The 26196-nt window shown below is 52.3% G+C and carries 21 protein-coding genes and 2 tRNA genes; all 23 read left to right on the top strand.

The features are described 5' to 3' along the window. Positions 1-32: 32 nt before the first annotated feature. The 23 genes from topA to HMPREF1508_RS02170 all read left to right on the top strand — a co-directional run bounded on the left by topA (position 33) and on the right by HMPREF1508_RS02170 (position 26195). Positions 33-2111: a type I DNA topoisomerase gene (topA, locus tag HMPREF1508_RS02280; protein WP_044959040.1), complete on the top strand. Its 2079-nt coding sequence runs from the start codon at positions 33-35 to the stop codon at positions 2109-2111. A gap of 166 nt (positions 2112-2277) precedes the next feature. After that, entirely contained in the window at positions 2278-3072 is a 795-nt protein-coding gene (gene codY / locus HMPREF1508_RS02275; protein ID WP_044959038.1) for a GTP-sensing pleiotropic transcriptional regulator CodY, read from the top strand. 402 nt (positions 3073-3474) lie between these two features. Further along, complete coding sequence (gene rpsB / locus HMPREF1508_RS02270; protein ID WP_044959035.1) at positions 3475-4212, top strand: 30S ribosomal protein S2; 738 nt, start codon at positions 3475-3477, stop codon at positions 4210-4212. 72 nt (positions 4213-4284) lie between these two features. Then, positions 4285-5214: a translation elongation factor Ts gene (gene tsf / locus HMPREF1508_RS02265; protein ID WP_044959034.1), complete on the top strand. Its 930-nt coding sequence runs from the start codon at positions 4285-4287 to the stop codon at positions 5212-5214. Positions 5215-5379: 165 nt separating this feature from the next. Then, entirely contained in the window at positions 5380-6078 is a 699-nt protein-coding gene (gene pyrH / locus HMPREF1508_RS02260) for a UMP kinase (protein ID WP_006906305.1), read from the top strand. 31 nt (positions 6079-6109) lie between these two features. Then, positions 6110-6664 (top strand): ribosome recycling factor, encoded by a 555-nt coding sequence (frr, locus tag HMPREF1508_RS02255; protein WP_044959033.1) that lies wholly within the window; start codon positions 6110-6112, stop codon positions 6662-6664. A 167-nt stretch (positions 6665-6831) separates the two neighbouring features. Further along, positions 6832-7530 (top strand): isoprenyl transferase, encoded by a 699-nt coding sequence (locus HMPREF1508_RS02250; protein ID WP_044959031.1) that lies wholly within the window; start codon positions 6832-6834, stop codon positions 7528-7530. Between the two features lie 49 nt (positions 7531-7579). Next, positions 7580-8386, top strand: a complete 807-nt coding sequence (locus HMPREF1508_RS02245; protein ID WP_044959029.1) for a phosphatidate cytidylyltransferase — start codon at positions 7580-7582, stop codon at positions 8384-8386. A gap of 207 nt (positions 8387-8593) precedes the next feature. After that, positions 8594-9760, top strand: coding sequence for a 1-deoxy-D-xylulose-5-phosphate reductoisomerase (locus HMPREF1508_RS02240; protein WP_044959028.1), 1167 nt, complete (start codon positions 8594-8596; stop codon positions 9758-9760). Positions 9761-9764: 4 nt separating this feature from the next. Next, positions 9765-10799: a M50 family metallopeptidase gene (locus HMPREF1508_RS02235; protein WP_044959026.1), complete on the top strand. Its 1035-nt coding sequence runs from the start codon at positions 9765-9767 to the stop codon at positions 10797-10799. A 58-nt stretch (positions 10800-10857) separates the two neighbouring features. Next, positions 10858-11922 carry a flavodoxin-dependent (E)-4-hydroxy-3-methylbut-2-enyl-diphosphate synthase gene (gene ispG / locus HMPREF1508_RS02230; RefSeq protein ID WP_084640201.1) on the top strand — a complete coding sequence of 355 codons (1065 nt, stop codon included), beginning with the start codon at positions 10858-10860 and terminating at the stop codon, positions 11920-11922. 15 nt (positions 11923-11937) lie between these two features. Further along, complete coding sequence (locus HMPREF1508_RS02225) at positions 11938-16539, top strand: PolC-type DNA polymerase III (protein WP_044959023.1); 4602 nt, start codon at positions 11938-11940, stop codon at positions 16537-16539. 158 nt (positions 16540-16697) lie between these two features. After that, positions 16698-17834, top strand: a complete 1137-nt coding sequence (gene pheA, locus HMPREF1508_RS02220; protein ID WP_044959107.1) for a prephenate dehydratase — start codon at positions 16698-16700, stop codon at positions 17832-17834. Between the two features lie 100 nt (positions 17835-17934). Beyond that, positions 17935-19158 (top strand): alpha/beta hydrolase family protein, encoded by a 1224-nt coding sequence (locus HMPREF1508_RS02215; protein ID WP_044959021.1) that lies wholly within the window; start codon positions 17935-17937, stop codon positions 19156-19158. Positions 19159-19597: 439 nt separating this feature from the next. Next, positions 19598-20140: a translation initiation factor IF-3 gene (infC, locus tag HMPREF1508_RS02210; RefSeq protein ID WP_408640212.1), complete on the top strand. Its 543-nt coding sequence runs from the start codon at positions 19598-19600 to the stop codon at positions 20138-20140. A gap of 15 nt (positions 20141-20155) precedes the next feature. Further along, a complete protein-coding gene (rpmI, locus tag HMPREF1508_RS02205) occupies positions 20156-20353 on the top strand; it encodes a 50S ribosomal protein L35 (protein ID WP_006906293.1) in 198 nt (65 codons plus the stop codon). A gap of 25 nt (positions 20354-20378) precedes the next feature. After that, the gene (rplT, locus tag HMPREF1508_RS02200) at positions 20379-20735 is read left to right on the top strand and encodes a 50S ribosomal protein L20 (protein WP_006906292.1); all 357 of its coding nucleotides are present in this window, start codon (positions 20379-20381) and stop codon (positions 20733-20735) included. Between the two features lie 301 nt (positions 20736-21036). Then, on the top strand, positions 21037-22053 hold the full coding sequence (galE, locus tag HMPREF1508_RS02195) for a UDP-glucose 4-epimerase GalE (RefSeq protein ID WP_044959019.1): 1017 nt from the start codon (positions 21037-21039) through the stop codon (positions 22051-22053). 85 nt (positions 22054-22138) lie between these two features. After that, positions 22139-22210, top strand: a tRNA-Glu gene (locus tag HMPREF1508_RS02190). Positions 22211-22239: 29 nt separating this feature from the next. Continuing rightward, a tRNA-Glu gene (locus HMPREF1508_RS02185) sits at positions 22240-22311 on the top strand. Positions 22312-22545: 234 nt separating this feature from the next. Further along, a complete protein-coding gene (locus tag HMPREF1508_RS02180; protein ID WP_044959017.1) occupies positions 22546-24123 on the top strand; it encodes a cobyric acid synthase in 1578 nt (525 codons plus the stop codon). A gap of 237 nt (positions 24124-24360) precedes the next feature. Beyond that, positions 24361-25578, top strand: a complete 1218-nt coding sequence (locus HMPREF1508_RS02175) for a nicotinate-nucleotide--dimethylbenzimidazole phosphoribosyltransferase (RefSeq protein ID WP_044959014.1) — start codon at positions 24361-24363, stop codon at positions 25576-25578. Beyond that, the gene (locus HMPREF1508_RS02170) at positions 25575-26195 is read left to right on the top strand and encodes a bifunctional adenosylcobinamide kinase/adenosylcobinamide-phosphate guanylyltransferase (protein WP_044959012.1); all 621 of its coding nucleotides are present in this window, start codon (positions 25575-25577) and stop codon (positions 26193-26195) included. The genes HMPREF1508_RS02175 and HMPREF1508_RS02170 overlap by 4 nt, the downstream gene beginning before the upstream one ends. Position 26196 lies beyond the last annotated feature (1 nt).

Raw genomic sequence — 26196 nt, 5'->3', positions numbered from 1 at the left:
TGTTTATTTTATATAGAAGGAATACTCTGGTCATGGCAAAGAATCTGGTTATTGTGGAGTCCCCCACCAAGGTCAAGACAATCAAGAAGTTTTTGGGAAAAAATTACGAGGTGATGGCATCACAGGGACATGTCAGAGATCTGCCCAAGTCTTCTCTGGGAATCGATGTCGATCATGATTTTGAACCCAAATATATTACGATTCGGGGAAAGGGACAATTGCTGGCAAGCCTGCGCAAGGAAGCCAGGAAGGCCGATAAGATCTATCTGGCGACAGACCCTGACCGGGAGGGGGAAGCCATTTCCTGGCACCTGCTTGCGGCGCTCAATGTGGATCCGGCCAAGCCTGTTCAGAGAATTACCTTCAATGAGATTACCAAGAACGCGGTCAAGGAGGCGATCAAGCACCCGCGTGAGATAGATATGAATCTGGTCGACGCGCAGCAGGCCCGCCGTGTTCTGGATCGTATGGTTGGATACCGCATCAGTCCCCTGCTCTGGGCTAAGGTTAAGCGGGGTCTGTCAGCCGGTCGCGTTCAGTCGGCGGCTCTTCGGATTATCTGTGATCGCGAGGAGGAGATCGAGGCCTTCATTCCCAGGGAATATTACACGCTGGATCTCTTCCTCAAGGTCAGGGGACTGACCAAGCCCCTTGAGGCCCATTACTATGGCGACAGCAAGGGCAAGAGAGAAATCAAATCAAAGGATCAGCTGCAAGAGATCACCTCTTCTCTAAAGGGAGCGGATTTTGTCATTGAGTCTGTCACAAGAAGCAAGCGAGAGAAAAAGAGTCCCCTGCCCTTTACGACATCCACTCTGCAGCAGGAGGCATCCAAGTCACTGAATTTCGCTATTCAGAAGACCATGCGTATTGCCCAGCAGCTCTATGAAGGTGTCGATATCAAGGGGAGCGGCACGGTTGGTCTGATCACATATCTGCGCACAGACTCCACCCGCGTGGCGGATGAGGCCCAGGCTGCGGCCGCCTCTTTTATCCAGAGCAGCTATGGGCAGGAGTACTGCAAGCGCTATCAGGCAGGCAAAAAGTCGGAGTCGGTCCAGGATGCTCACGAGGCGATCCGTCCCGCGGACCTGACCAGGATGCCGAGTCAGATCAAGGACTCTCTTTCCAGAGATCAATTTCGGCTCTATCAGTTGATCTGGAAGCGCTTTATGGCCTCTCAGATGGCGAATGCCGTTTATGAGACGACCAGTGTAAAGATCGCCGCGAAAGACACAGTCTTCTCAGCGTCAGCCAGTCGTCCGGTCTTTGACGGGTATACCCTCATCTATCTGAGCGAGGATGATAAGGACCAGGTGGACAAGCAGAATCTGAGTAAGATCGACCAGGACAGCAGGCTGAACTTTCAGAGCTTTGAGGAGAAACAGCATTTTACACAGCCGCCGGCCCACTTCACAGAGGCTTCTTTGGTGCACACGCTGGAGGAGCTTGGTATCGGCCGCCCATCGACCTATTCACCGATTGTCTCAACTTTGCTCAAGCGCCGCTATATTACCAAGGAGGGGCGCAGCATCTATGTGACGGAGCTTGGGCAGGTCGTGAATGACATTATGAAGGAGTCATTCCCAAGCATTGTTGATCAGAATTTCACGGCAAATATGGAGGGACTTTTAGACGGGGTAGAAGAGGGGAAGGTCGCCTGGAAGTCTCTGGTCAGGAATTTCTATCCGGACCTGGACGCCTCTGTCAAAAAGGCCGAGAAGGAGCTGGAGAAGGTAGAGATCAAGGAGGAGGTCACCGACGTCATCTGCGAGAACTGCGGGCGGCATATGGTAGTTAAATACGGACCGCACGGTAAATTCCTGGCCTGTCCCGGATTTCCCGAGTGCAAAAATACCAGGCCCTATCTGGAGAAGATCGGAGTTTCCTGTCCTCTCTGCGGCAGGGATGTCGTGCTGAAGCGGACACGCAAGGGAAGGGTTTACTATGGCTGCGAGAATAATCCGGACTGCGAATTCATGTCCTGGAATCGTCCGGTCAAGGAGGCCTGTCCCCGCTGCGGCAAATACATGGTGATCAAGGGCAATAAGATCGTCTGCTCAGACCCTGCCTGTGGTTTTTCCAAGCCCAAAGATGAAGAAGGATCATAAGGAACTGAAAGAATTTCAAAGGTCTCAGGTTACCTTTCGAATATTCTTTGGATAACCCCAAAAACATTCAAAGAAAAAACGACCTTTTGGTTGAATTGTCAAAAAATGATGTTAAAATATTGTCAAGAAACAAGTAGGGTCGTTCAGCAAAAAAGGAGGGTATATCATGAGTGTAGAATTGCTGGATAAAACCAGGAAAATCGGCAGACTGCTCCACAATAACTCATCATCCAAGGTGACTTTTAATGATATTTGCCTTGTCCTGACAGATATCCTGGAATCTACCGCGCTTGTTATCAGCCGAAAGGGAAAGATTCTTGGAGTACGCTATGGATCCGGAGGGGAAGAACTGACGGATGACTTGAGTAAGGAGATCGGTACCTTTATTGAGCCGATCCTGAATGAGCGTCTCCTGGGAATCCTCTCTACCAAAGAGAATGTGAATCTGGAGACTCTTGGAATTACCGGAGACACGATTCCAGACTGCACTGCGATTGTCACGCCGATTGATATCGCGGGAGAGCGCCTTGGAACCATGGTGGTCTATCGCTACCACAAGAGCTATGGAATCGATGACATTATCCTGTCAGAGTATGCCGGAAGCGTTGTCGGCCTCGAAATGATGCGGGCTGTCACAGAGGAGAATGCGGCGGAGGCGCGCAAGGAGCAAGTGGTCAAATCCGCTATCAATACCCTGTCCTTCTCTGAATTGGAGGCAATCATTCATATTTTCAACGAACTGGAAGGGGACGAGGGGATCTTAGTTGCGTCCCGAATTGCGGACCGGGTCGGGATCACAAGATCAGTGATCGTCAACGCGCTTCGCAAATTCGAGTCTGCAGGAGTCATTGAGTCAAGATCCTCCGGCATGAAGGGGACCTATATCAAGGTTGTCAATGACTATGTCTTTGAGGCACTGGATAAAATCAAGGAACAGAATGACAAGATCACGATTCGCTGATTGCAGAGGAGTCGGGACGGATTGTTTGTAAGCTAAGAGGCTGAGACAGGATCACAGATCTGTAAACGGTGTGAAATCAACAGGATTTGCAGGCCTGTAAACGTGGTAGAACGGGGTGCGAAACGAATGAGTTTTGCAGGCCTGTGATTGCTGTGAGCCGGATGTGAGACAGACAGAATTATGGTCTGTGGGTATGCGGTGAGACGAGAGGCTGGCCCGTGTGGTGAGACGGAAGGGGTGCCTTGACGTCTCGTTTTTTATTGTGCTAAAATTTGAAAGTTAGTTTATACAACACATGCGAGGACTTGAAAAATGGTGCCGTCAGATGGGTAGGCGAATGCTGAGATCTATGGTGATTTTCAGGGATGAATCGTGTGGAAGTTTAACCATGGAGGTAAGAAAATGAGTGTTGTATCTATGAAGCAGCTGTTAGAGGCAGGAGTCCACTTTGGTCACCAGACCAGAAGATGGAACCCCAAGATGGCTCCCTATATCTTTACGGAGCGCAATCAGATCCATATCATCGACCTGCAGCAGACAGTGCCGATGATCGATAATGCCTATAACGCGGTATATGATATCGTCTCTCAGGGAGGAACCATTCTCTTTGTCGGGACCAAGAAGCAGGCGCAGGACGCTATCGCCGAGGAGGCAACCCGCTGCGGCATGTTCTATGTTGACCAGAGATGGCTGGGCGGAATGCTCACCAACTTCTCCACCGTCAAGACACGTATTGCGCGCCTGAAGGAAATCGAGAGGATGAGAGAGAACGGAACCTTTGATCTTCTTCCCAAGAAGGAGGTCGCCGGTCTTGAGAAGGAGCTCGAGAAGCTCGAGAAGAATCTCGGCGGTATCAAGAATATGGACCGTATTCCAGACGCGATCTTCGTCGTTGACCCCAAGAAGGAGAGAATCTGTGTCAAGGAGGCCGAGTCTCTCGGCATTACTCTGATCGGTATTGCCGATTCCAATGCCGATCCCGATGAGCTCGACTATGTCATCCCCGGCAACGATGACGCGATCCGCGCCATTCGTCTGATCACCTCTACCATAGCTGACGCTGTCATTGAGGCCAAGCAGGGAACTGTGACTGCCGAGGCTGAGCCCAAGGCCGAGGACGAGGAAGATACTGAGGAGTAAACCCAGGTCGCAAGGATCAGATGCTTGTTATCAGACGCTAATCATATTTGAATGTTTGAATGGAGGATATTCATGGCTATTTCTGCAAAGATGGTTAAGGAGCTTCGCGATGCTACCGGAGCTGGCATGATGGAGTGCAAGAAGGCCCTGACCGAGACCAACGGCGATATGGATGCCGCTGTTGAGTTCCTGCGCGAGACGGGAGCTGCCAAGGCGGAGAAGAAGGCGAGCCGCATTGCGGCAGAGGGCCTCTCTCTTGTTTTCCAGAAGGACGACAAGACGGCCTCAATTGTTGAGGTGAATTCTGAGACGGACTTTGTCGCCAACAATGAGAAGTTCCGCGCTTATGTGGAGGATGTGGCTGAGCAGGCTGCTTCTTCCGACGCCCGCGACCTGGATTCTTTTTTGGCCGAGAAGTGGTTTAAGGATTCGTCCAAGACGGTCTCTGAGGAATTGGTGAACCAGATTGCCGTCATCGGTGAGAATCTGAAAATCCGCCGTTTTGAGAAGGTGACTTCAGACGATCTGGTCGTTTCCTATGTCCATGGCAATGGCCGTATCAGTGTTGTTGTCAACGCTAAGGCGGAGCTTGTCAACGATGAGGTCAAAGAGGCACTGCACAATGTGGCAATGCAGATTGCGGCTCTGAACCCCAGATATGTCCGCGACTCAGAGGTTCCCGGCGATTTCATTGCCCATGAGACGGAGATCCTCAAGGCCCAGATTGAAAATGATCCCAAGGAGGCCGCTAAGCCTGACAAGGTGAAGGAAGGCATGATCCGGGGTCGGATCAACAAGGAGCTCAAGGAAATCTGCCTGGTAGACCAGGTCTACGTCAAGGCGGAGGATGGCAAGCAGTCTGTCGCCAAGTATCTTGAGCAGGTTTCCAAGCAGGTGGGAGCCGCAGTTGACGTTGTCAGCTTTGTTCGCTATGAGACCGGTGAGGGTCTTGAAAAGAAGGAAGAGGACTTCGCTGCTGAGGTAGCTGCCGCAGCCAAATAAGGAATCCGTAGAAATTACTTCAAGAGGGAGTTGCCGGTGGGCGACTTCCTCTTTTTGTTTCAGGGGGCGATATTGCCGGTGGGCGACTTCCTTTTTGTTTTCAGCAAATACCAGTTATGGTAGAATGATTCCGATATCTGAGACAAAGGCAGAGGGGAAGAATCAATGAAACGAGTGCTTCTGAAGTTAAGTGGTGAGGCCCTGGCAGGAGATAAGGGCAAGGGCTTTGATGAGACGACCTGCGGGATGGTCGCGGATCAGGTCAGACAGCTGGTCGACTCCGGACTGGAGGTCGGGGTCGTGATCGGCGGAGGGAATTTCTGGCGCGGAGCCGGTAAGGCCAATATGGATCGGACCAGGGCCGATCAGATCGGTATGCTGGCAACTGTGATGAACTGCATTTATGTCTCCGAGGCCTTCCGCAATGTAGGGCTTGCGACGACGATCATGACTCCCTTTTCTGTAGGAAGCTTCACGGAGCTCTTCTCCAAGGACCGTGTCAATACGGCCTTCCGGCATAAGAAGGTTGTCTTCTTCGCCGGAGGAACAGGACATCCCTATTTTTCCACGGACACAGGGGCGGTTCTTCGCGCTGTTGAGATTGACGCGGACGGGATCCTTCTGGCCAAGAATATCGATGGGGTCTACGACAGTGATCCGGCGATCCATCCTGACGCCAGGCGCTATGATACGATCAGTCTGGAGCAGGTGCTTGCGAAGAAGCTGCAGGTTATCGACCTGTCCGCCTCTTTGATGTGCCAGCAGCAAAAGATGCCTCTTTATATCTTCGCTCTGAAGGAAGAGGGGAGCATCGTGGCTGCGGCTTCCGGGAATTTTCACGGGACGATTGTCACCGTTGATTGACAGGTTACAGATTTCAATGAAGGAGAGTATTATGGATAGTCGTTTAAATCCCTTTGAGGAGAAGATGAAAAAGAGCGTCAACGCTCTTCTGGCAGACTATGTTTCTATTCGCGCCGGACGCGCCAACCCTCATATTCTTGACAAGATTGAGGTTGAGTACTACGGGGCGCCTACCCCCCTGCAGCAGGTGGCCAATGTCTCTGTTCCGGAGGCCCGCATGATCCAGATTCAGCCCTGGGAGAGCTCCCTGCTCAAGGAGATTGAAAAGGCCATCAATATGTCGGATGTCGGCATTCATCCAACCAATGACGGAAAGACCATTCGCCTAGTATTCCCGGAGTTGACAGAGGACCGGCGCAAGGAGCTGGTCAAGGACGTCAAGAAGAAGGGGGAGAATGCCAAGGTCGCAATCCGTAACATCCGCAGGGACGCCATGGATGAATTTAAGAAATTAAAGAAGTCGGAAGACATGTCGGAGGACGCGATCGCTGATCTGGAGGATCAGGCGCAGAAGCTGACGGATCGCTATGTCAAAATCCTCGACCAGGAGATTGACAAGAAGACCCAGGAATTGATGACCCTCTGATCGCGGGATTTTATTGTCATGAGAACAGGGCCAACCGCTACGGATCGTTCGCGCAGAAAAGACGCAGACGCGATCCGGCGGTTGGTCTTTCCTGTTTGAGACTTTTTCAGGAGAAGCGCCTTTGGCGCACGCGCATCACAATCGATTGATTTTAGTGGAGAGAGGATATGGCAGTACCGGAGCACGTGGCAATTATTCTGGATGGCAACGGTCGATGGGCCAAAAGCAAGGGAATGCCCAGGACTTACGGGCACACCGTTGGAGCCAAGAACGTGGAGAGGATCTCAAGAATTGCCTATGAGACAGGCGTCAGATATCTGACCCTTTACGCGTTCTCGACGGAGAACTGGAGCAGGCCGGATGATGAGGTCAGCGCCCTGATGAAGCTTCTGACAACCTATTTAAACACCTGTTTGAAGACAGCCAGGCGGGATAATATGCGCTTGAGAGTCATTGGAGATATCAGTCGCCTGGAGCCCCCGCTGCAGGAGCTGATCAGAAGGGTGGAGAGAGAGACCTCCGTCTATACCGGACTGAACCTGACGATTGCGGTGAATTACGGGGGCAGGGATGAAATTGTCCGGGCCATGAGAGAAATGTACATTGATCTCACAGAGAAGGGGGCGGACGCGTCTGAAATTACCGAGGGACGACTGTCCTCTTATCTGGACACGGCGGATCTGCCGGATCCGGATTTGCTGATCCGCACCAGCGGAGAGCAGAGACTGTCGAACTATCTGCTCTGGCAGCTCGCCTATGCGGAATTTTATTTTACTCCTGTGCCCTGGCCGGATTTTCGCAGAGAAGAATTCCTGGAGGCGATTGCCGCCTATGAGCACAGAGAGCGCCGGTATGGTAAGATATGAGTTCAGGGGAGTTGGTTCTGCCTGAATCAGAGGCGAGAAGCGAGGGATTATGTTTCGTACCAGATTAGTAAGTGGAATTGTATTGCTTTTGCTTGCCCTGATCCTTGTTATTGCGGGCGGGCCGATTCTGGTTCTTTCTACCTGCGCTGTCAGTATCATCGGCATGTATGAGCTCTATCGGGTTTTTGATCTTGAGAAAAGTCTGCCCGCCAACCTGTCCTATCTGGTCTGCGTTTTCTATTATGGAAATCTCTATTTCGGCTGGCTCAGGGAGACAATGATGATCGCCATGATCTATCTGATTCTTCTTCTGTCGGTCTATGTCTTCTCCTATCCAAAGTATAAGGCCGGTCAGATCATGAAAATCTTCTTCGGCCTCTTTTATGTGGCCTTTTGTCTTTCCTTTATTTATCAGACCCGGTCCATTGCGGGCAGGGGAAGCTATCTGGTCTGGCTGATTTTTCTCTGCTCCTGGGGCTGTGACACCTGCGCTTACGCGGTCGGGGTTCTGATTGGAAAGCACAAGATGGCGCCTGTTTTGAGTCCGAAGAAGTCTGTTGAGGGCGCGGTCGGGGGCGTCATCGGATCCGCCCTGCTGACAGGGATTTACGCCAGTGTCCTTCGGCAGGCTCTCTCGGTAGACACAAGGGGGATCCTCCTCCTGTCCATGACCGCGGCTGTGGGCGCCTTGATCTCCATGGTGGGCGACCTGGCGGCCTCCGCTATCAAGCGCAATTATGAAATCAAAGATTATGGGAGGCTGATCCCGGGACATGGCGGAATTTTGGACCGCTTTGATTCGGTGATTATTACGGCGCCGATTGTCTTTTATCTGCTGTCGAATCTCACGCGCTGAAGTTTGTATTTCACGCACGGGAGGCTGAATCTCACGCTAAAGGTTACATTTCACGTGCGGGAGGTCAAGTCCCACGCATTAAGACGGCTTGCAGAGTTTCATCCCTGAGAAATAACAGAGCGGGCGCCTGGCTGAGAATGGGGAAAGACATATGCCGGGTGGATTAGATCCGCCTGATGCGTAACAGATGCTCCGGAGGAGAGTATAATGAAAAAAGTTGCAATTCTGGGTTCTACCGGATCCATCGGAACCCAGGCGCTGGAAGTGATCGCTGATCACGCAGAGGATTTCGAGGTGACCGCCCTGTCCTGCGGCCGCAATATCGAGCGATTGGCGCAGCAGGTCAGAAGCTTTCATCCGAAGCTCGTTTCCGTCGAAAAGGGGGAGGATGCGAAAAAGCTCGAAAACCTGCTCACATCCGATCCGGATGCGGGAAGACTCCCGGAAATCCACTCCGGCGTGGAGGGGCTCTGCGCTGTCGCGACAGAGGAGTCCGCGCAGATTTTGCTGACCGCAGTGGTCGGGATGATCGGGATTCGTCCCACCATAGAAGCGATTCGGGCCGGCAAGGACATCGCCCTGGCCAATAAGGAGACCCTGGTCTGCGCCGGGCACATCATTATGCCTCTGGCCAGGGAGAGAGGCTGTTCTATTCTCCCGGTGGATTCTGAGCACTCGGCCATTTTCCAGAGTCTGCGGGGGAATGAAATGAATCGAGTCAGGAAGATTCTTCTGACCTGTTCCGGTGGACCCTTTCGGGGGAAAAAGCGGGCGGATCTGGAGAAGGTCGGCGTCCAGGATGCTTTAAAGCATCCAAACTGGTCTATGGGCAAAAAAATCACCATAGATTCCGCCAGTTTGGTCAATAAGGGGCTGGAGGTCATGGAAGCCGGCTGGCTCTTTGGCCTTGAGGCGGATCGGATTCAGGTTCTCGTTCACCCCCAGTCCATACTTCATTCCGCCGTGGAGTATGAGGATGGGGCAGTCATCGGACAGATGGGCCTTCCGGACATGAAGCTTCCGATCCAGTACGCCCTCTATTACCCTCGCCGCCACCGGATGCGGGGAAATGAACTGGATCTGTTTTCGACAGGAGCCCTGACCTTTGAAAGGCCGGATACGGAGACTTTTTTGGGATTGCCCCTGGCCTGCGAAGCCATGCGGCGGGGCGGGAATCTTCCCACCGTCTTCAATGCGGCCAACGAGCGGGCAGTCTCCCTCTTTTTGGCGGGGAAGATCCGCTTTCTGGACATCTATGAACTGATCGCCCGGACCATGGAAGGAATTGACTTTGTGGCGGATCCCGGCCTGGAGGAGATTCTGATGGCGGAGCAGGCGAGCTGCGATTACATTGACGGCATTATGGATAAGTGAGTATATGAATATTGTTATTGCGATTTTAATCTTCAGTTTTATTATTATCTTTCATGAACTGGGGCACTTTCTAACCGCCCGCGCCTGCGGAGTCAAGGTCAATGAATTCTGCCTGGGCTTCGGCCCCAAGATCATCGGCTTTACGAAAGGTGAGACCCTCTATGCCTGGCGGCTGATTCCCTTCGGCGGCGCCTGTGTGATGGAGGGGGAGGACCAGGAGAGCGACAACGAACGGGCATTTGGCAATAAGCCGGTCTGGCAGCGCTTTCTCATCGTCCTCATGGGGCCTATGTTTAACTTTCTTCTGGCCTTCATTCTCTCAGCCATTTTGCTGGCAGCCATTGGAGTGATGAAGCCGAAAATCGGCGGGGTCATGGAGGACTATCCGGCCCAGGAGGCCGGCCTGGAGGCGGGAGATGAGATCACCGCGCTCGGAGGCCACCGGGTTTATTTCTATCAGGAGATTTCCGCATATGTCTTCTTTCACGGAAAAGAAGCGATTTCGGTGACTTATACCAGAGAGGGACAGAACCATCAGACAACGCTCATCCCCAGATACGATGAAGAGAGCAAGCGCTATCTGATCGGGATCCAGGGGCCAAGTGACTATGAGAAGCTGTCTGCGGGGCAGATTGCGGGCTATTCCTTTCATGAGATCCGCTACCAGATCTACAATACGGCCAAGAGCCTGCAGCTTTTGGTGACAGGTCAGGTCAGCCTGCGCCAGATCTCCGGCCCGGTGGGGATCGTTAAGACCATCGGAGATACCTATCAGCAGTCGGCAAGAGACGGGGCCTTTTATATCTTTGTCAATATGCTCTCGATCGCCATCCTTCTGACGGCGAATCTGGGAGTTATGAACCTGCTCCCCTTTCCGGCTCTGGACGGAGGAAGGCTGGTCTTCTTCCTGATCGAGATGATTCGGCGCAAGCCGGCTCCACAGAAGCTGGAGGGCTATGTCAATATGGCAGGCTTCGTTCTTCTGATGGGCCTGATGATTTTAGTGGTATTCAGCGATCTGTTCAAGATATTCGCTTAGGACACCCGCCGGCCGGCGGGGGCGTCTGAGACCTTGTGTGAGATGGGGTAAATCGAAGATGAAGTACAATCGGATGAAAACGCGTGAAGTAAAGATTGGAGATCGGGTCATCGGCGGCGATTATCCCATACTGATTCAGTCCATGACCAATACCAGGACACAGGATGTGGAAGCCACGGTGGCTCAGATTTTAGCCCTGGAAGCAGCGGGCTGTGAGATTATCCGCTGTACGGTACCCAATCAGGAGGCGGCTCAGGCTCTGAAACAGATCAGACGGCGCATCCACATTCCTTTGGTTGCGGATATTCACTTCGACTATAAGATGGCGATTGCGGCCATGGAGCATGGGGCGGACAAGATCCGGATCAACCCGGGAAATATCGGGGGCAAGGATCGGATCAGAGCAGTGGTCGACTGTGCGAGGGAGCGGGGAATCCCCATCCGCGTGGGCGTCAATTCCGGCTCTCTGGAGAGGGATCTTTTAGTCAAGTATGGTGGGGTGACGGCGGACGGACTGGTGGAATCCGCACTCGACAAGGCGGCAATCATTGAGGACATGGGATATGACAATCTGGTCATCTCCATTAAGTCTTCCGATGTCATGACCTGTGTCGCCGCCCATGAGAAGATCAGAGACAGAACGGATCACCCTCTGCACGTGGGGATTACAGAGGCGGGAACAATCACCAGCGGCAATATCAAGTCGGCCCTGGGACTGGGCTTGATTTTAGGACAGGGCATTGGCGATACGATCCGCGTTTCTCTGACGGGAGATCCCATAGAGGAAATCTCGTCAGCTAAGATGATTCTGCGGACCCTCGGTCTTCGCCGTGGGGGGATTGAGGTGGTATCCTGCCCCACCTGCGGCAGAACCCAGATCGACCTGATTTCTCTGGCGAATGAGGTAGAGGCCCTGGTGGCGCAGTACCCCCTGGAAATCAAGGTCGCTGTCATGGGCTGTGCGGTCAATGGGCCCGGAGAGGCCAGGGAAGCGGACCTGGGCGTGGCCGGCGGCAATGGAGAGGGTCTGCTCATGCGGCATGGGCAGATCATTCGCAAGGTAGCGGAGGAAGAACTCCTGGATGCTCTGCGGGACGAGCTCGAGCACTGGGAACAAGGTTGAGATAAGAGGCAGACAATGGCTAAGGCTTTTCAGGAGCTTTTTTCCAATCTGAAATTGAGCGCCGGACTGACGGGGCTCCTGGAAAACGCGCAGATTGAACGGGTGACGACAAACCGACAGCATGACGTCATGCGCATTTATCTGTCCTTTCAGGATCTGATTCCCAAGCGCAGGATCTGGAAGCTGGAGAAGGCGATTGCCAGCCAGTATTTTAAAGAGCAGCAGGTCGACGTCCGCATCATTGAGCGCTTTTACCTGTCTGAGGCCTACAACGCCAAAAATCTCTTCGCGTCCTATCGGGACAGTATCTATGAGGAAATCGAGCACCACAGTTCCATCCTCTATGGAATCATCAAAAAGGCTGATTTCACCTTTGACCGCGATGATCACCTGGAGCTGACCTTAGAGGATACGGTTTTAGCCCGGGGAAGAGAAGAGGAGATCCATAATATTTTAGACAAGATTTTCTGTCAGAGATGCGGGCAGACTCTGCTCATTGACATTGCCTATAAGCAGGCAAAGAGGAGCAGGTATCGGGCGGATACGGACGCGGTGATCGCCAACCGGGTGACAGAGATTGTCGAGCGTCAGAAGCAGATGCGGGAGAAAGAGGCGGCGGCAGAAGCGGCCCAGGGCCTGCCCAGTGAGGATCTGGGCCTGGGGCATCGGCCTCATCTGCAAAAGCAGACGGGGGGAGATAAGGGACAGAGTCCGGATTTCGCAAAGAGACAGGGAGAGACGGGAAAAAGGCAGGAAGGAGGACGAACGTCCGTCTACTATGCCGCCGGCGGTTCATCTGCCGACAGAGGCAAGCCCTCATGGAAGCAGGGGGAGAGAGGAAGCGCCTCCTTCAGAGGCCCCAGGCCCCTCAAGTACTCCTCGCGCGCAGACCTGATCTATGGACGTGATTTCGACGATGAGGTTACGCCGATCAGTGAGATCCAGGGAGCCGTTGGGGAGGTCTGTATTCGAGGTCAGATCATCTCCTGTGAGACCAGAGAGATCAGAAACGAGCGGACCCTTGTCAGCTTCGCCCTGACGGATTTCACGGATAGCATCGTGACCAAGCTCTTTGTGGCAAACGCCTATATGGAGGAGCTGGAAAAGGGACTGCACAAGGGAGCCTTCGTTAAAATCAAGGGAACGCCCTCTTTAGATACATTCGATCATGATCTGACCATGGGCTATGTCAAGGGAATCATGACGATTCCATCCTTTCAGACGATCCGCGCGGACAACGCTGCCACAAAGCGTGTCGAACTCCACTGCCACACCAAGATGAGCGATATGGACGGAGTCTCTGCGGTGGAGGACATCGTCAGGCAGGCCAGACATTTCGGGCACAAGGCCCTGGCGATCACGGATCACGGAGTAGTTCAGGCGTTCCCGGATGCCGATCACGAAATTGGCAAGGATCCGGATTTTAAGGTCATCTACGGGATGGAGGCCTATCTGGTCGACGATACCAAGACGGTGGTCACAGACGGGCTGCCGGGGCAGAGTCTGGACGATTCCTTCGTGGTCTTTGATATTGAGACGACAGGCTTCTCCGCCGAGAAGGACCGAATCATCGAAATCGGTGCTGTGCGGATGGAAGGTGGGAGGATCACTGATCGCTTCTCAAGCTTTGTCAACCCGGGCTGCCCCATTCCCTTCCGGATCACGGAGCTGACCTCCATACGCGACGATATGGTGATCGGATCGGCGGGGATCGAGGAGGTCTTGCCGGACTTTCTTGCCTTTTCTCAGGGGGCGATTATGGTCGCCCACAACGCGGATTTTGATATGGGATTTATCCGCCAGAACTGTCTGCGTCTTCATCTTGAGGCGCCCGCGACCTATATGGACACGGTTGCTATGGGGCGGTATCTCATGCCCTCTTTGCACAATCAGAAATTAAACACCCTGGCCAAGGCCTTGAAGATTGATCCGGGCCATCACCATCGGGCTGTGGACGACGCCGAGGCGACCGCCCATATCTTCGAGAAATTCATCCAGATGTTTAGAGACAGGGGGATGAACGAACTGTCTGATATCAATGCAAATGCCAGGATGTCTGATGAAGTCATCCGGAAGATGCATGCCAGCCACTGTATCCTGATCGCCAGGAATGATATTGGCCGTATCAACCTCTACAAGCTGACATCCCTGTCCCACCTGCGCTTTTTCCAGCGACAGGCCAAGATCCCCAAGAGCCTGGTCGAGCAGTACCGGGAGGGGCTGATTATCGGTTCCGCCTGTGAGGCAGGGGAGCTCTTTCAGGCTCTGGAGGGAGGCAGACCGCCGCAGGAAATCTCCAGGATTATCTCTTTTTATGATTACCTGGAAATCCAGCCGATTGGGAACAACCGCTTCCTTTTAGAGGCGGATAACGACAATATTCAGACCGAAGAGGATTTAAGAGATTTTAACCGTCGGATTGTCCGGCTGGGAGAGGACTTCCATAAGCCGGTCTGCGCCACCGGCGACGTGCATTTCTTAAATCCGGAGGACGAGATCTACCGGCGGATCATTCAGGTCGGAAAGGGCTTTAAGGACGCGGATCATCAGCCTCCTCTCTTTTTACATACGACGGAGGAGATGCTCGAGGAGTTCTCTTACCTGGGGATGGACAAGGCGAGGGAGGTGGTTATCACCAACACCAACCGGATTGCGGACATGTGTGAGCGGATTCATCCGACCCGCCCGGACAAGTGCCCGCCGGTGATTGCCAATTCAGACCAGATGCTACGGACCATCTGTCATAACCGTGCGCATGAGCTCTATGGCAAAAAGCTTCCGGCCATCGTCGAGGAGCGCATGGAACGCGAACTCAATTCCATTATCGGCAACGGATACGCGGTCATGTACATCATCGCCCAGAAGCTGGTCTGGAAGTCCAATGAGGACGGCTATCTGGTGGGGTCGAGGGGCTCTGTCGGGTCCTCCTTTGCCGCTTATCTGGCCGGGATCACAGAGGTGAACTCTCTGCAGGCTCACTATCTCTGCCCGGACTGCAAGTTCGTCGACTTCGATTCAGACCAGGTCAAGGCCTTTGCCGGCCGGTCCGGCTGCGATATGCCTGACCGCAAATGCCCTTGCTGCGGGGCTGATCTGATGAAGCTGGGCTTTGACATTCCCTTTGAGACTTTCCTGGGCTTTAAGGGCAATAAGGAGCCGGATATCGACCTCAATTTCTCCGGAGAATATCAGGCCAAGGCCCACAAGTACACAGAGGTCATTTTCGGCGAGGGCCAGACCTTCAAGGCCGGAACCATCGGAACGCTGGCGGACAAGACGGCCTACGGATATATTAAGAACTACTATGAGGAGCGGGGGATCCATAAGCGGAGCTGTGAAATCGACCGTATTGTTCAGGGCTGTGTGGGGATTCGCCGCACCACGGGACAGCATCCCGGCGGCATTGTCGTATTGCCTGTGGGAGAGGAGATCAACTCCTTTACACCGGTACAGCATCCGGCGGACGATATGACATCCGATATCATCACGACCCATTTTGATTATCATAAGATCGACGGGAACCTGCTCAAGCTGGATATTCTGGGGCATGATGATCCCACCATGATCCGCAAGCTGGAGGATCTGACTGGCCTGCACGCCACGGATATTCCCCTGGATGACAAGGCGGTTATGGGACTCTTCATGGGAACGGACAGCCTCGGGATCCCGGAGGGGGATCAGCTTTGGGGTGGGACCTCTATGGGGACGCTTGGAATCCCGGAATTCGGAACAGACTTCGCCATGGGGATGCTCAGGGACGCTAAGCCAAAGGAGTTCTCGGATCTGATCCGTATCTCCGGTCTGTCCCACGGAACGGATGTATGGCTTGGCAACGCCAAGGATCTGATCCAGCAGGGAATTGCTAGCATTTCCACAGCGATCTGCTGCCGGGACGATATTATGGTCTACCTGATCAATCAGGGAATGGACTCTGAGGAGAGCTTTACCATCATGGAGCGGGTCAGAAAGGGCCTGGTGGCCAAGGGGAAAGTGGCTGACGACTGGGCGAAATGGACGGCGGATATGAAGGAGCACGGGGTGCCTGACTGGTACATCGGCTCCTGTGAGAAGATCAAGTACATGTTTCCCAAGGCCCACGCGGCCGCCTATGTCATGATGGCCTGGCGCGTGGCTTACTGCAAGGTCTACTACCCTCTGGCCTACTACGCCGCCTTCTTCTCCATCCGGGCGACTGCCTTCTCCTACGAGATCATGTGCCGGGGGAGGAATTATCTGGAGACCATACTGGCGGAGTACGACAAGCGCAGGGATCAGCTGTCTAACAAGGAACAGGACACCTACCGGGATATGCGCATTGTGCAGGAGATGTATGTCAGAGGCTATGAGTTTCTGCCTCTGGACCTCTATCAGTCGGACGCCCGCTATTTTAAAATTGTTGATGGAAAGCTGCTCCCGCCCTTTGCCTCCATCGACGGCATGGGAGATAAGGCGGCTGAGACGCTGGCGATTGCGGCCGCCCAGGGGAAATTTCTCTCCATGGATGATCTCAAGGAGCGCGGCAAGCTCTCCCAGACCATTGTCGATAAGTTAAATGAACTGGGGCTGACCGGGGATATGCCAAAGAGCAACCAGCTCTCCATTTTTGACTTTGCCTAGGGACTCTTGGATGGTCAGGGAAATTTGCGCCATCCTTTCAGGCGTGATCTGCCGGTGGCAGGATCGGCTTGTGACAGAATAATGCCGGTTTGGCAGAGAGCATTTTCCCTTCGCCGGGCAGGCGGGAAATGAGAATTGATAGAATAAGGATGGATGGAATGAAGGATTTAGCAGAGTTGCGCAGAAGAATTGATGAGATTGACGCCAGAATCGCAGAGCTCTATGAGGAGCGTCTGGCGATTTCCGGGGATGTGGCAGAGTACAAGATAGCCAATCATCGTCCGGTGTTGGACAAGAGAAGAGAAGAAGAGAAGCTGACCCGGCTGGAAGCTATGACGGATGACGCCTTCCTGCGGCAGGGGGTTCGAGAGCTCTTTGAACAGATCATGTCGGTCTCTCGCAAAAAGCAGTACCGCCTTCTGGCAGAGCATGGCATGTCGGAAGATCTGGGCTTCTACGAAATTGAAGACTATGACTTTCCCAGTGCCAGGGTAGTCTACCAGGGGGTGCGGGGTGCATATTCGCAGGCGGCCTGCAAGGCCTTCTTTCGCGAGGGCTGTGCCTCAATGGAACCGGTAGAGACCTGGAGAGACGCGATGGAGGCGATCTCCAATGGAGAGGCGGATTACGCAGTTCTTCCGGTGGAGAATTCCACGGCGGGGATTGTCACTGAAAATTATGATCTGATGATGGAGTACCAGGCGGTCATCGTTGGAGAGCAGATCATCCGAATTGATCATGCGCTTTTAGGCCTGCCGGAAGCAAAGATTTCAGATATCAGGCGGGTCTACTCTCATCCCCAGGCTCTGGCCCAGTGCGAGGGCTACCTGCGCAATATTCATCCGGATTTTGAGGCCTATTCCCTCAAGAACACCGCCATGGCGGCGAAGAAGGTGATGGAGGACAAAGATCCGTCGCAGGCAGCCATCGCAGGCAGCATCAATGCTCAGATCTATGGACTGGCCGTCTTAGATCAGGCCATTCAGGATATCAAGGGCAATGAGACCCGCTTTATTGTGGCCTCTCCCAAACGGGAATATACGTCCGGCGCCAAAAATGTCAGCATCGCCTTCTCCCTGCCCAATGAATCCGGCTCTCTCTACCGGGTTCTCTCGCATTTTATCTTTAATGGTCTGTCCATGACCCGGATCGAGTCCCGACCCCTGCGCGGAAAGAAATGGGAGTACACTTTTTTCATCGATTTCGAGGGGAATCTGAGAGAAGAAGCTGTTATGAACTGCCTGCAGGGTCTCAAGGAGGAGACGGAGGAGATGTTTATCCTGGGGACCTTCTAGGAGGGAAAAGAAGCTTGCATTGATCAAACCGTTATAGTCCCGTCGATATGGTATAGTACGACAAACAAAATATAAAACCCCAGAAAACAGGAGGCGAGTGATGAAGGAAAATGAGGTTATTTTAAAAAGGCAATCCACTCGAATTTTTTTCAAGAATGGTGATACAGATTTTTTCTTTAATTGGTTGTTAGGCATTGGCGAAGTTTTTGGCTTTTCTCACGGAGAACTTTATTATCTTGCCCAAAAGTTGGGAAAATCATCAAAGCCCGATGACTGGAAAAATGTTTTTTTATCGCATGGGAACTATCTTGAGCAAAAAGTAAGCAATTCGGATATGAGTGAGCAAACTAAAGCACAGTATTATCTAGCACAGACCTATTCACTTCGTTCAGCAATTCAGTTTATCAATCCATTTTCTGACAAATATCTGTCTACCGTTCATCAAATGGAGAGGGCGTTTTCTGACGCAATTCATTCACTAGGAGCTCCAGTCGAAAAACTAACGATTACTTATCAAGATTCCTATTTACCAGGGTATTATCTTCACAGCGGTAATAATTGTCCAACCTTGATTATGGTTGGTGGCGGGGATACTTATCGCGAAGATTTATTTTACTTTGCCGGCTATCCTGGATGGATGCGAAGTTACAATGTTTTAATGGTTGATCTTCCTGGTCAAGGGACTAACCCTGGTAGAGGGTTAACCTTTGATGTGAATGCCGCTATTCCAATTTCACTGTGCATAGACTGGTTGGAAGGCAGAAATCCCGAGCTGAATGATCTAGCTATTTATGGTGTCAGCGGCGGGGGATATTTTACCGCACAAGCTGCCGAAGAAGATCCAAGAATTCATGCATGGATTGCGAGTACACCCATTTACGATGTTGCAGAACTCTTCAGAAAAGAATTTGGATCAAGCCTAAAAACTCCCAGTTGGTTAATGAATGCCATTTTAAAGTTAGCAGGAAATTTGAACGAATCTGCAAATTTAAACCTTAAAAAATATGCTTGGCAGTTTGGCACCTCTGATTTTAAGAGCGCTATTGATGAGGTGTTTAGCCGTGCAAAGGTTGTAGACTATCAAAAAATTCTGTGCCCTTGCCTATTTATCATGGGAGAAGGTGAAAGCGCCGAATTACAACACCAAACCAGGGCAATTTATAAAGCGCTTAAGTCTAAAAATCCGCAAACTAGACTTCAAATATTTGAGGAGGAAAGTGGTGCGGACGCCCATTGTCAAGTCAACAATTTGAGACTTGCCCATAATACCGTTTTTGATTGGTTGGATACTTTATTTGAATGGAATCAGAAAGGGATAAATTAGAGTTATGATCCCTGCTTTGACAGTTGGAGAGAAGTAAATTGCCAGTTTCCCTTGAAGCTTTTTTAATCTCCTTCAAATCATTACGAGTGACAAGCTTTTGGCTCTTTCAATCTGTCTCTCCCTCACACTGCGCTTGTATTCCATCTTTTTTCTGGAGATAAAAGAGAAGTCTTTGCAGTGTAAATTTTGAGAAGGCTTTCTGACATGAGCTTCTGCTGGCTCCCGGGCGAAAGATTCCGCGGTGTCCCCGAGCGAAAGATTCCACGGGAACTTGACGGATCAGATGTTTCAGTGGTATCATTTACATGTTGTGAAATCAAAGCAGAGTTATCCGCTCTCACCCGAGCGCCGCTTCAGGCGTCTTGCGGTTGCATATTCACAGGATTTTTATCTTTGTGACTTGTAAGTGGATAGTCTGCCTGTCCACTTTTTTCATGCAATATTTGGGTATGTTCCCGGAGGTGTAACCATTAGCAACGAATTACAGATCAATGGACAGATCAGAGACCGCGAGGTTCGTCTGATCGGAGTTCACGGAGAGCAGCTTGGTATCATGTCTGCCCGCGAGGCGCAGAAGCTCGCCGACGAGGCAAAGCTTGACCTGGTCAAGGTAGCCCCTCAGGCGAAACCGCCTGTCTGCAAGATCATCGACTACGGCAAGTACCGCTACGAGATGGCCCGCAAGGCCAAGGAGGCCAAGCGCAAGCAGAAGCAGATTGAGCTCAAGGAGATTCGCATGTCACCGAATATCGACTCCAACGATCTCATGACCAAGACCAAGGCTGCGCGCAAGTTCCTCGAGAAGGGGAACAAGGTGAAGATCACCCTGCGCTTCAGGGGCCGCGAGATGGCACATGTCTCTGCGAGCAGACACATTCTCGAGGAGTTCGCCGAGAGTCTGGAGGATATCGCATCAGTGGATAAGGCACCTAAGATGGAAGGCAGAAGCATGAGTCTGGTGCTGGCAGTCAAGAAGAATTAACAGGAGGACAAGATAATGCCAAAGATGAAGACAAAGAGAGCAGCGGCCAAGCGCTTTACAGCTACCGGCAGCGGCAAGCTTAAGAGAAACAAGGCTTTCAAGAGCCATATCCTGACCAAGAAGACCACCAAGCGTAAGAGAAATCTTCGTCAGTCCGCAATCACCGACGCAAGCAACGTTAAGAGCTTGAAGAAGATTTTACCTTACATGTAATTGAGATTCTCAGGAGGATATTAAGATGGCAAGAATTAAGGGCGCATATAACGCTAAGAAGAAGCACAATCGAGTATTAAAGCTGGCTAAGGGCTACAGAGGAGCGCGTTCCAAGCAGTATCGCGTGGCTAAGCAGTCCGTGATGCGCGCGCTGGCTTCTGCATACGCAGGCCGCCGTCAGCGCAAGGGCCAGTTCCGTCGTATCTGGATTGCCCGTATCAACGCGGCAGCGCGTCTCAACGGTCTGTCCTACAGTAAGTTCATGTTCGGCCTCAAGAGCGCCGGCATCGACCTGAACCGCAAGATGCTGGCCGAGATGGCAGTTAATGACGCGGAGGGCTTTGCCTCTTTGGTTGAGACCGCAAAGGCTGAGATTAAGTAAGGTATTTTTAACCTGTTTTCTATGTTTTTTGAGAGATATCCTGATCAGGCTATCTCTCTTTTTGTTTATGAAATCAAGCTCTTTCGTGAATGATTTCATCTATAAATTCTTGCGTATTACATGTTATCAAAATTCTAATTTACAGGTGCGAGGCGTTGATATTCGATTGTCTGGCTGTATTGTGATAAAATAAGCGCAGTTTCCGAGACGGAAGGCATTTGCCTCTTCTCTGCTTATCGGTTCAAAGGCAAAAAGGCGGCGGTGTCGGAATGTTGTTCTGCAGACAATGAGGAGGATAAACATGGCAATTTTAGTTACCGGTGGTGCCGGCTATATCGGAAGTCATACCTGTGTGGAGCTTTTGGAGAACGGTTATGAGGTTGTGATCTTAGATAATCTGGTCAACGCCAGCCCAAAGGTTGTGGACCGGATCGAGGAGTTGTCAGGCAAGAAGGTCACCTTTTACAAAGGGGATATCAGAGATCGCGACTGCTTAAACAAGCTCTTTGAGGAGCAGAAGATTGACTCGGTTATCCATTTCGCCGGCTTAAAAGCAGTCGGTGAGTCTGTCGCCAAGCCCTGGGAGTACTATGAGAATAATATTTCCGGTTCCCTGGTTCTCTTTGACGTCATGCGCCAGCACGGCTGCAAGAGCATCATTTTCTCCTCGTCGGCAACGGTCTACGGAAATCCGGCACAGATTCCCATTACAGAGGACTGCCCAAAGGGAACATGCACCAATCCCTATGGCTGGACCAAGTGGATGCTGGAACAGATTCTGACCGACCTGCACACGGCGGACCCGGAATGGAATGTGGTTCTGCTCCGCTATTTCAACCCCATCGGGGCTCACAAGTCCGGCCGTATCGGAGAGAATCCCAACGGCATTCCCAATAACCTTATGCCCTATATCACCCAGGTTGCTGTCGGCAAGCTCAAGGAGCTGGGTGTCTTTGGAAATGACTACGATACGCCTGACGGTACCGGAGTGAGGGATTATATCCATGTCTGCGATCTGGCAAGCGGACATGTAGCGGCGATTAAGAAGCTGGAGGAGAAGAGCGGCCTGTCCATCTATAACCTGGGTACAGGCATTGGCTACTCGGTTCTCGATATTGTCCACAATTTCGAAGAGGCCACCGGGATTCATATTCCCTACTCGATCAAGCCTCGCCGTGCCGGTGATATTGCCACCTGCTACTCCTCTGCGGAAAAGGCCAAAAGAGAGCTGGGCTGGGAGGCCAGGTACGGAATCAGGGAGATGTGCGCTGATTCATGGAACTGGCAGAAGTCCAATCCGAACGGCTACGAAGATTGATAAGTTTTCAAACAAAAAGACTTGCATTGAGCGCGCAGCTCATGTATCATTTCATTGTTGTCTCTCTTGTGACAACAATGAATCCGGTTCCTTGGTCAAGCGGTTAAGACGTCGCCCTCTCACGGCGAAAACAGCGGTTCGATTCCGCTAGGAACTGCTGGTGTCATGAACACCTGCAATTCATAGGGTTCCTTGGTCAAGCGGTTAAGACGTCGCCCTCTCACGGCGAAAACAGCGGTTCGATTCCGCTAGGAACTGTTTGTTCAATCAATGAACAGCCCAACCCAGAAGAAGTATCGGCTCTGCCGGTGCTTTTTTCTTTTCCTCTGCGGGTCTCAAGCTTCGATGGATGATGTCAGGCAGTCTTTGCAAAAGCTACCATTGAGGTGTGTAAAATGACAGGCGGCTGTTTGATTCGATGGATGGTTCGGATTAAGCTACAATAGCAGAGAAAGTGACAGGCAGAATCATGGTAGAAGACGGGAGGTGAGCATGGCCAGAGTTCTTATGGTTCAGGGCACGATGTCAAATGTCGGAAAAAGTCTTCTGGTGGCCGGTCTCTGCCGCCTTTTTGCCCGCCGGGGCTATCGGGTCGCTCCCTTTAAGTCACAGAATATGGCCCTCAATTCCTTTGTGACGAGGGAGGGCCTGGAGATAGGACGGGCCCAGGCCATGCAGGCGCAGGCCTGTGGAATTGAGCCCTCTGTTGACATGAATCCCATTCTCTTAAAGCCGACCAGCGATGTGGGAAGCCAGGTCATTGTCTCAGGCAAACCCCTCGCCAATATGAGGGCCAGAGACTACTTCCAATATAAGAAGACCCTGGTTCCGCGGATCATGGACGCTTACCGGCGGCTGGCTGCCGGACATGATATTATTTTCGTCGAGGGGGCAGGTTCTCCGGCTGAGATCAATCTCAAGGCAGAGGACATCGTCAACATGGGGCTGGCCCGGATGATCGACGCTCCGGTTCTTTTGGTTGGAGATATTAATCCGGGCGGAGTCTTCGCCCAGCTCTATGGAACCTGGGCCCTGCTTCCGCGTGAGGAGCGAAGGCGCATCTGCGGCTTTGTGATCAATAAGTTTCGGGGTGATCAGAGCCTCCTGGATCCGGGGATCGCGATGTTGGAGGAGAAAGTCGGGATTCCGGTGCTGGGCGTCATACCTCATATGGATCTGATCATTGACGAGGAGGATTCGCTCTCGAACAGGCTGCGGGATGGGCAGTCAGACGCAATTGATATTGCCGTGATTCGCCTGCCTCATATGTCAAATTTCTCTGACTTTACCGTTTTTGAGGGGCGAGAGGGGGTATCTCTTCGCTATATCAGGTCAGTGGATCGATTGTGCAGGGCAGACCTGGTCATTCTTCCGGGAAGCAAGAACACGACGGCAGACCTGGAATGGATGAAAGAGGTCGGTCTGGCGGAGGAAATCCGGAAATTCGCGGAGAGGGGAGGCCTTGTGGCGGGCATCTGTGGAGGCTATCAGATGCTGGGCCAGAGAGTATCAGATCCGCAGGGCCTGGAAGGCGGAGGAAGCTGTAAGGGCTTAGGTCTGCTTCCCCATGAGACTCTGCTCGAAAGAAACAAGGAGCTGACTCAGGTCGAAGGACATTTTTCTGACGATCTGCCGGGCTTTTGGTCCTGCTTACGTGGAAGGCCCTTAAATGGCTACGAGATTCACATGGGAAAGACGAATCTTGTGGACTTCCCTCCTAAGGACAGAAGAAAAGACCGGGAGGACTGGGTCTGTTTGGATCAGGTCCAAAGCACTTCTTTACAAGGGTCAATTCATGGATCTACTGAAAAGGATGATCTAATGAAGGATGATTTAAGGACGGAGGGAATGGTTCTGGGATCAGTGCTGGGGACCTATGTCCATGGGATTTTTGACAGGACCGGAAACGCGGAAGCCCTTTTAAATGCCATCGCGGAGAAAAAGGGACTCAGTCAGCGATATGAGCCAAGAGAAGCGGCGGACTTTGCCGGGAAGCAATATGACCTCCTGGCTGACTGTCTGCAAGACCACATGGATATGAGACAAATTGAGAAAATCTTAAATTTATAGGCTGCAGTTTATGGGATGGAGCAGGTAAGTTATGGTTCATGGGACAAGGCAGAAATCCGTTCTTTTGAGCTGATAGGGGGAAATATCCATTTGAAATGTTAAGGGGAAATATCCATTTGAGGCGATAAGAGGAAATATCCAATTGAGACGATAAGGGGAAATATCTATTTTAAGCGTAGCCTAAATATCGGTGCTTAGAAGGATGCCCTCTGGGTATACTTTAAGGTCAGGGAAGAGATGATGATCAGTAGGGAGAAAATTAGAAAAATCAAGGCGCTTGTGCCTGACCAAAGGGCAATGTGTCAGGCAAGAGACCGCTGGGATAAGGTGGCCATGCCTTTGGATGGTCTTGGAACTCTGCAGGAGGATCTGATTCGCATGGCCGGTATTCTGGGAAATGCGGATCATCTTCTGGAAGCGCCCCGACTTCTTGTCATGTGCGCCGACAATGGGATTGTTGCGGAGGGGGTGAGCCAGACCGGACAGGAGGTCACCGCCTTAGTCGCCGACTCCATTGCCTGCGGGGAATCTCCGTCCGCCATCTTTGCCGCTCGCTGCGACTGTCAGCTGAGGGTTGTAGACGTTGGGATGGCCTGTGACGCCAGAGACCCCTCTGTGATCTGCGCCAAGGTCGCCCGGGGAAGCAGAAACTTTGCGCAGAGCTGGTCTTCCGGCAGGACGGAAGAAGAGAGAGGTCTTTTCGCGCAAAATATCGCTGAAATCAGCCGGGGAGCGATGACGGAGAAAGAGATATCCCCGTCCGGTTTTTGCTCTGACGGAAGCATTGAGATTCATCGGGGCGCGATGACGGAGGAAGAGGCGCTTGCCGCGATTTCTGTCGGGATTGAGGAGTCTGCGCGGGCGAAGGAGGATGGAGTTGGACTGCTTTTGACCGGAGAGATGGGGATCGGAAACACGACGACTTCCGCGGCCTGCCTCTCTGCCCTTCTTGACCTGCCGGCGGAGGCTGTGGCTGGGCGGGGGGCAGGTTTGTCGGACCGGAGACTGGCCAAAAAAAGAGAGGTCATCGACCGGGCCAGAGAAATTTTCTATTCTTCATGTCGCCGGGAGAATCCGGATCCTCTGGCCATTCTCTGTCAGGTCGGCGGTTTTGATATTGCCGCCCTGGTCGGCCTGATTCTTGGAGCCAACCAGACCCGGACTCCGGTGCTTTTGGACGGACTGATCAGCTCTGTCGCGGCTCTGATTGCAGACCGTCTCTGTCCCGGAGCAAGAGAGGTCTGCCTGGCCTCTCATCTGGGAAGAGAACCGGGCATGTCCCATGCCATGCGGGTCCTGAAGCTGAATCCGATCATCCACGCCGATCTGGCCCTTGGGGAGGGAACGGGAGCCCTTCTGGCGCTGCAGTTGCTGCAGACAGCCGCTTTGGTCTACACCTCCACAAAGACCTTTGAAAAGCTCGGTATGGATGCCTACCAGAGGGAGAGCTTATGATGCATCTGATCCTGGGCGGAAGCGCCAGCGGCAAATCCGAATACGCGGAGAAGGAGGCTCTGAGGCTTGCGGCGAATCAGCTCCTGCTCTATCTGGCGACCATGAAAGGGAATGATCCGGAGACCCTTGCCAGAATTGATCGTCATGTCAGGCGCAGGAGGGGAATGGGCTTTGTCAGCTTGGAAATTCCCTATAACCTGGATTGTGACAGGGTCAGAGAGTGCCTCTTAACCGGCCTGATATCAGATCCTGTCAAGGGAGAGGCAGAGGCGGGAGACCGCCTGAAAAGAGGAAAGGCGCTTCATCTGCAGACCTTTTCTGTAAAGGGAGTCATTCTCCTGGACTGCGTCTCCAACCTCCTGGCCAATCAGATCTTTGATCGCCATGCCATGGCCTATGATCCGGACAGATTTTGCGAGGGGATCTTAAGCCTGAGAGAGATCTGCAAAGATCTGCTTATTGTCAGCAACAATGTCCACGAGGACGGAATCTGCTATGATGAGGTCACGCAGGATTACATTGCGCAATTAGGTCTGATCAACCGGCGCTTAGGGCGGGCTTCGGACCGGGTCACAGAAGTTTTTGCGGGTCTGCCTGTGCTGCTGAAGGAGAGATAAG

Source organism: Shuttleworthella sp. MSX8B (genome assembly GCF_000524295.1).
Classification (GTDB): Bacteria; Bacillota; Clostridia; order Lachnospirales; family Lachnospiraceae; genus Shuttleworthia; species Shuttleworthia satelles.
The sequence above is the reverse complement of the archived record's forward strand: the minus strand, read 5'-3'. Positions and strand labels throughout refer to the sequence as shown.

Bases quoted from the DNA above. Each gene is read 5' to 3' on its own strand.
- pyrH (WP_006906305.1), top strand. From the start codon at position 5,380: ATGAAACGAGTGCTTCTGAAGTTAAGTGGTGAGGCCCTGGCAGGAGAT.
- HMPREF1508_RS02175 (WP_044959014.1), top strand. From the start codon at position 24,361: ATGATGATCAGTAGGGAGAAAATTAGAAAAATCAAGGCGCTTGTGCCT.
- HMPREF1508_RS02240 (WP_044959028.1), top strand. From the start codon at position 8,594: ATGAAAAAAGTTGCAATTCTGGGTTCTACCGGATCCATCGGAACCCAG.
- HMPREF1508_RS02235 (WP_044959026.1), top strand. From the start codon at position 9,765: ATGAATATTGTTATTGCGATTTTAATCTTCAGTTTTATTATTATCTTT.
- HMPREF1508_RS02170 (WP_044959012.1), top strand. From the start codon at position 25,575: ATGATGCATCTGATCCTGGGCGGAAGCGCCAGCGGCAAATCCGAATAC.
- rpsB (WP_044959035.1), top strand. From the start codon at position 3,475: ATGAGTGTTGTATCTATGAAGCAGCTGTTAGAGGCAGGAGTCCACTTT.
- HMPREF1508_RS02180 (WP_044959017.1), top strand. From the start codon at position 22,546: ATGGCCAGAGTTCTTATGGTTCAGGGCACGATGTCAAATGTCGGAAAA.
- HMPREF1508_RS02215 (WP_044959021.1), top strand. From the start codon at position 17,935: ATGAAGGAAAATGAGGTTATTTTAAAAAGGCAATCCACTCGAATTTTT.
- galE (WP_044959019.1), top strand. From the start codon at position 21,037: ATGGCAATTTTAGTTACCGGTGGTGCCGGCTATATCGGAAGTCATACC.
- codY (WP_044959038.1), top strand. From the start codon at position 2,278: ATGAGTGTAGAATTGCTGGATAAAACCAGGAAAATCGGCAGACTGCTC.
- tsf (WP_044959034.1), top strand. From the start codon at position 4,285: ATGGCTATTTCTGCAAAGATGGTTAAGGAGCTTCGCGATGCTACCGGA.
- rpmI (WP_006906293.1), top strand. From the start codon at position 20,156: ATGCCAAAGATGAAGACAAAGAGAGCAGCGGCCAAGCGCTTTACAGCT.
- topA (WP_044959040.1), top strand. From the start codon at position 33: ATGGCAAAGAATCTGGTTATTGTGGAGTCCCCCACCAAGGTCAAGACA.
- frr (WP_044959033.1), top strand. From the start codon at position 6,110: ATGGATAGTCGTTTAAATCCCTTTGAGGAGAAGATGAAAAAGAGCGTC.
- ispG (WP_084640201.1), top strand. From the start codon at position 10,858: ATGAAGTACAATCGGATGAAAACGCGTGAAGTAAAGATTGGAGATCGG.
- rplT (WP_006906292.1), top strand. From the start codon at position 20,379: ATGGCAAGAATTAAGGGCGCATATAACGCTAAGAAGAAGCACAATCGA.
- HMPREF1508_RS02245 (WP_044959029.1), top strand. From the start codon at position 7,580: ATGTTTCGTACCAGATTAGTAAGTGGAATTGTATTGCTTTTGCTTGCC.
- HMPREF1508_RS02250 (WP_044959031.1), top strand. From the start codon at position 6,832: ATGGCAGTACCGGAGCACGTGGCAATTATTCTGGATGGCAACGGTCGA.
- pheA (WP_044959107.1), top strand. From the start codon at position 16,698: ATGAAGGATTTAGCAGAGTTGCGCAGAAGAATTGATGAGATTGACGCC.
- HMPREF1508_RS02225 (WP_044959023.1), top strand. From the start codon at position 11,938: ATGGCTAAGGCTTTTCAGGAGCTTTTTTCCAATCTGAAATTGAGCGCC.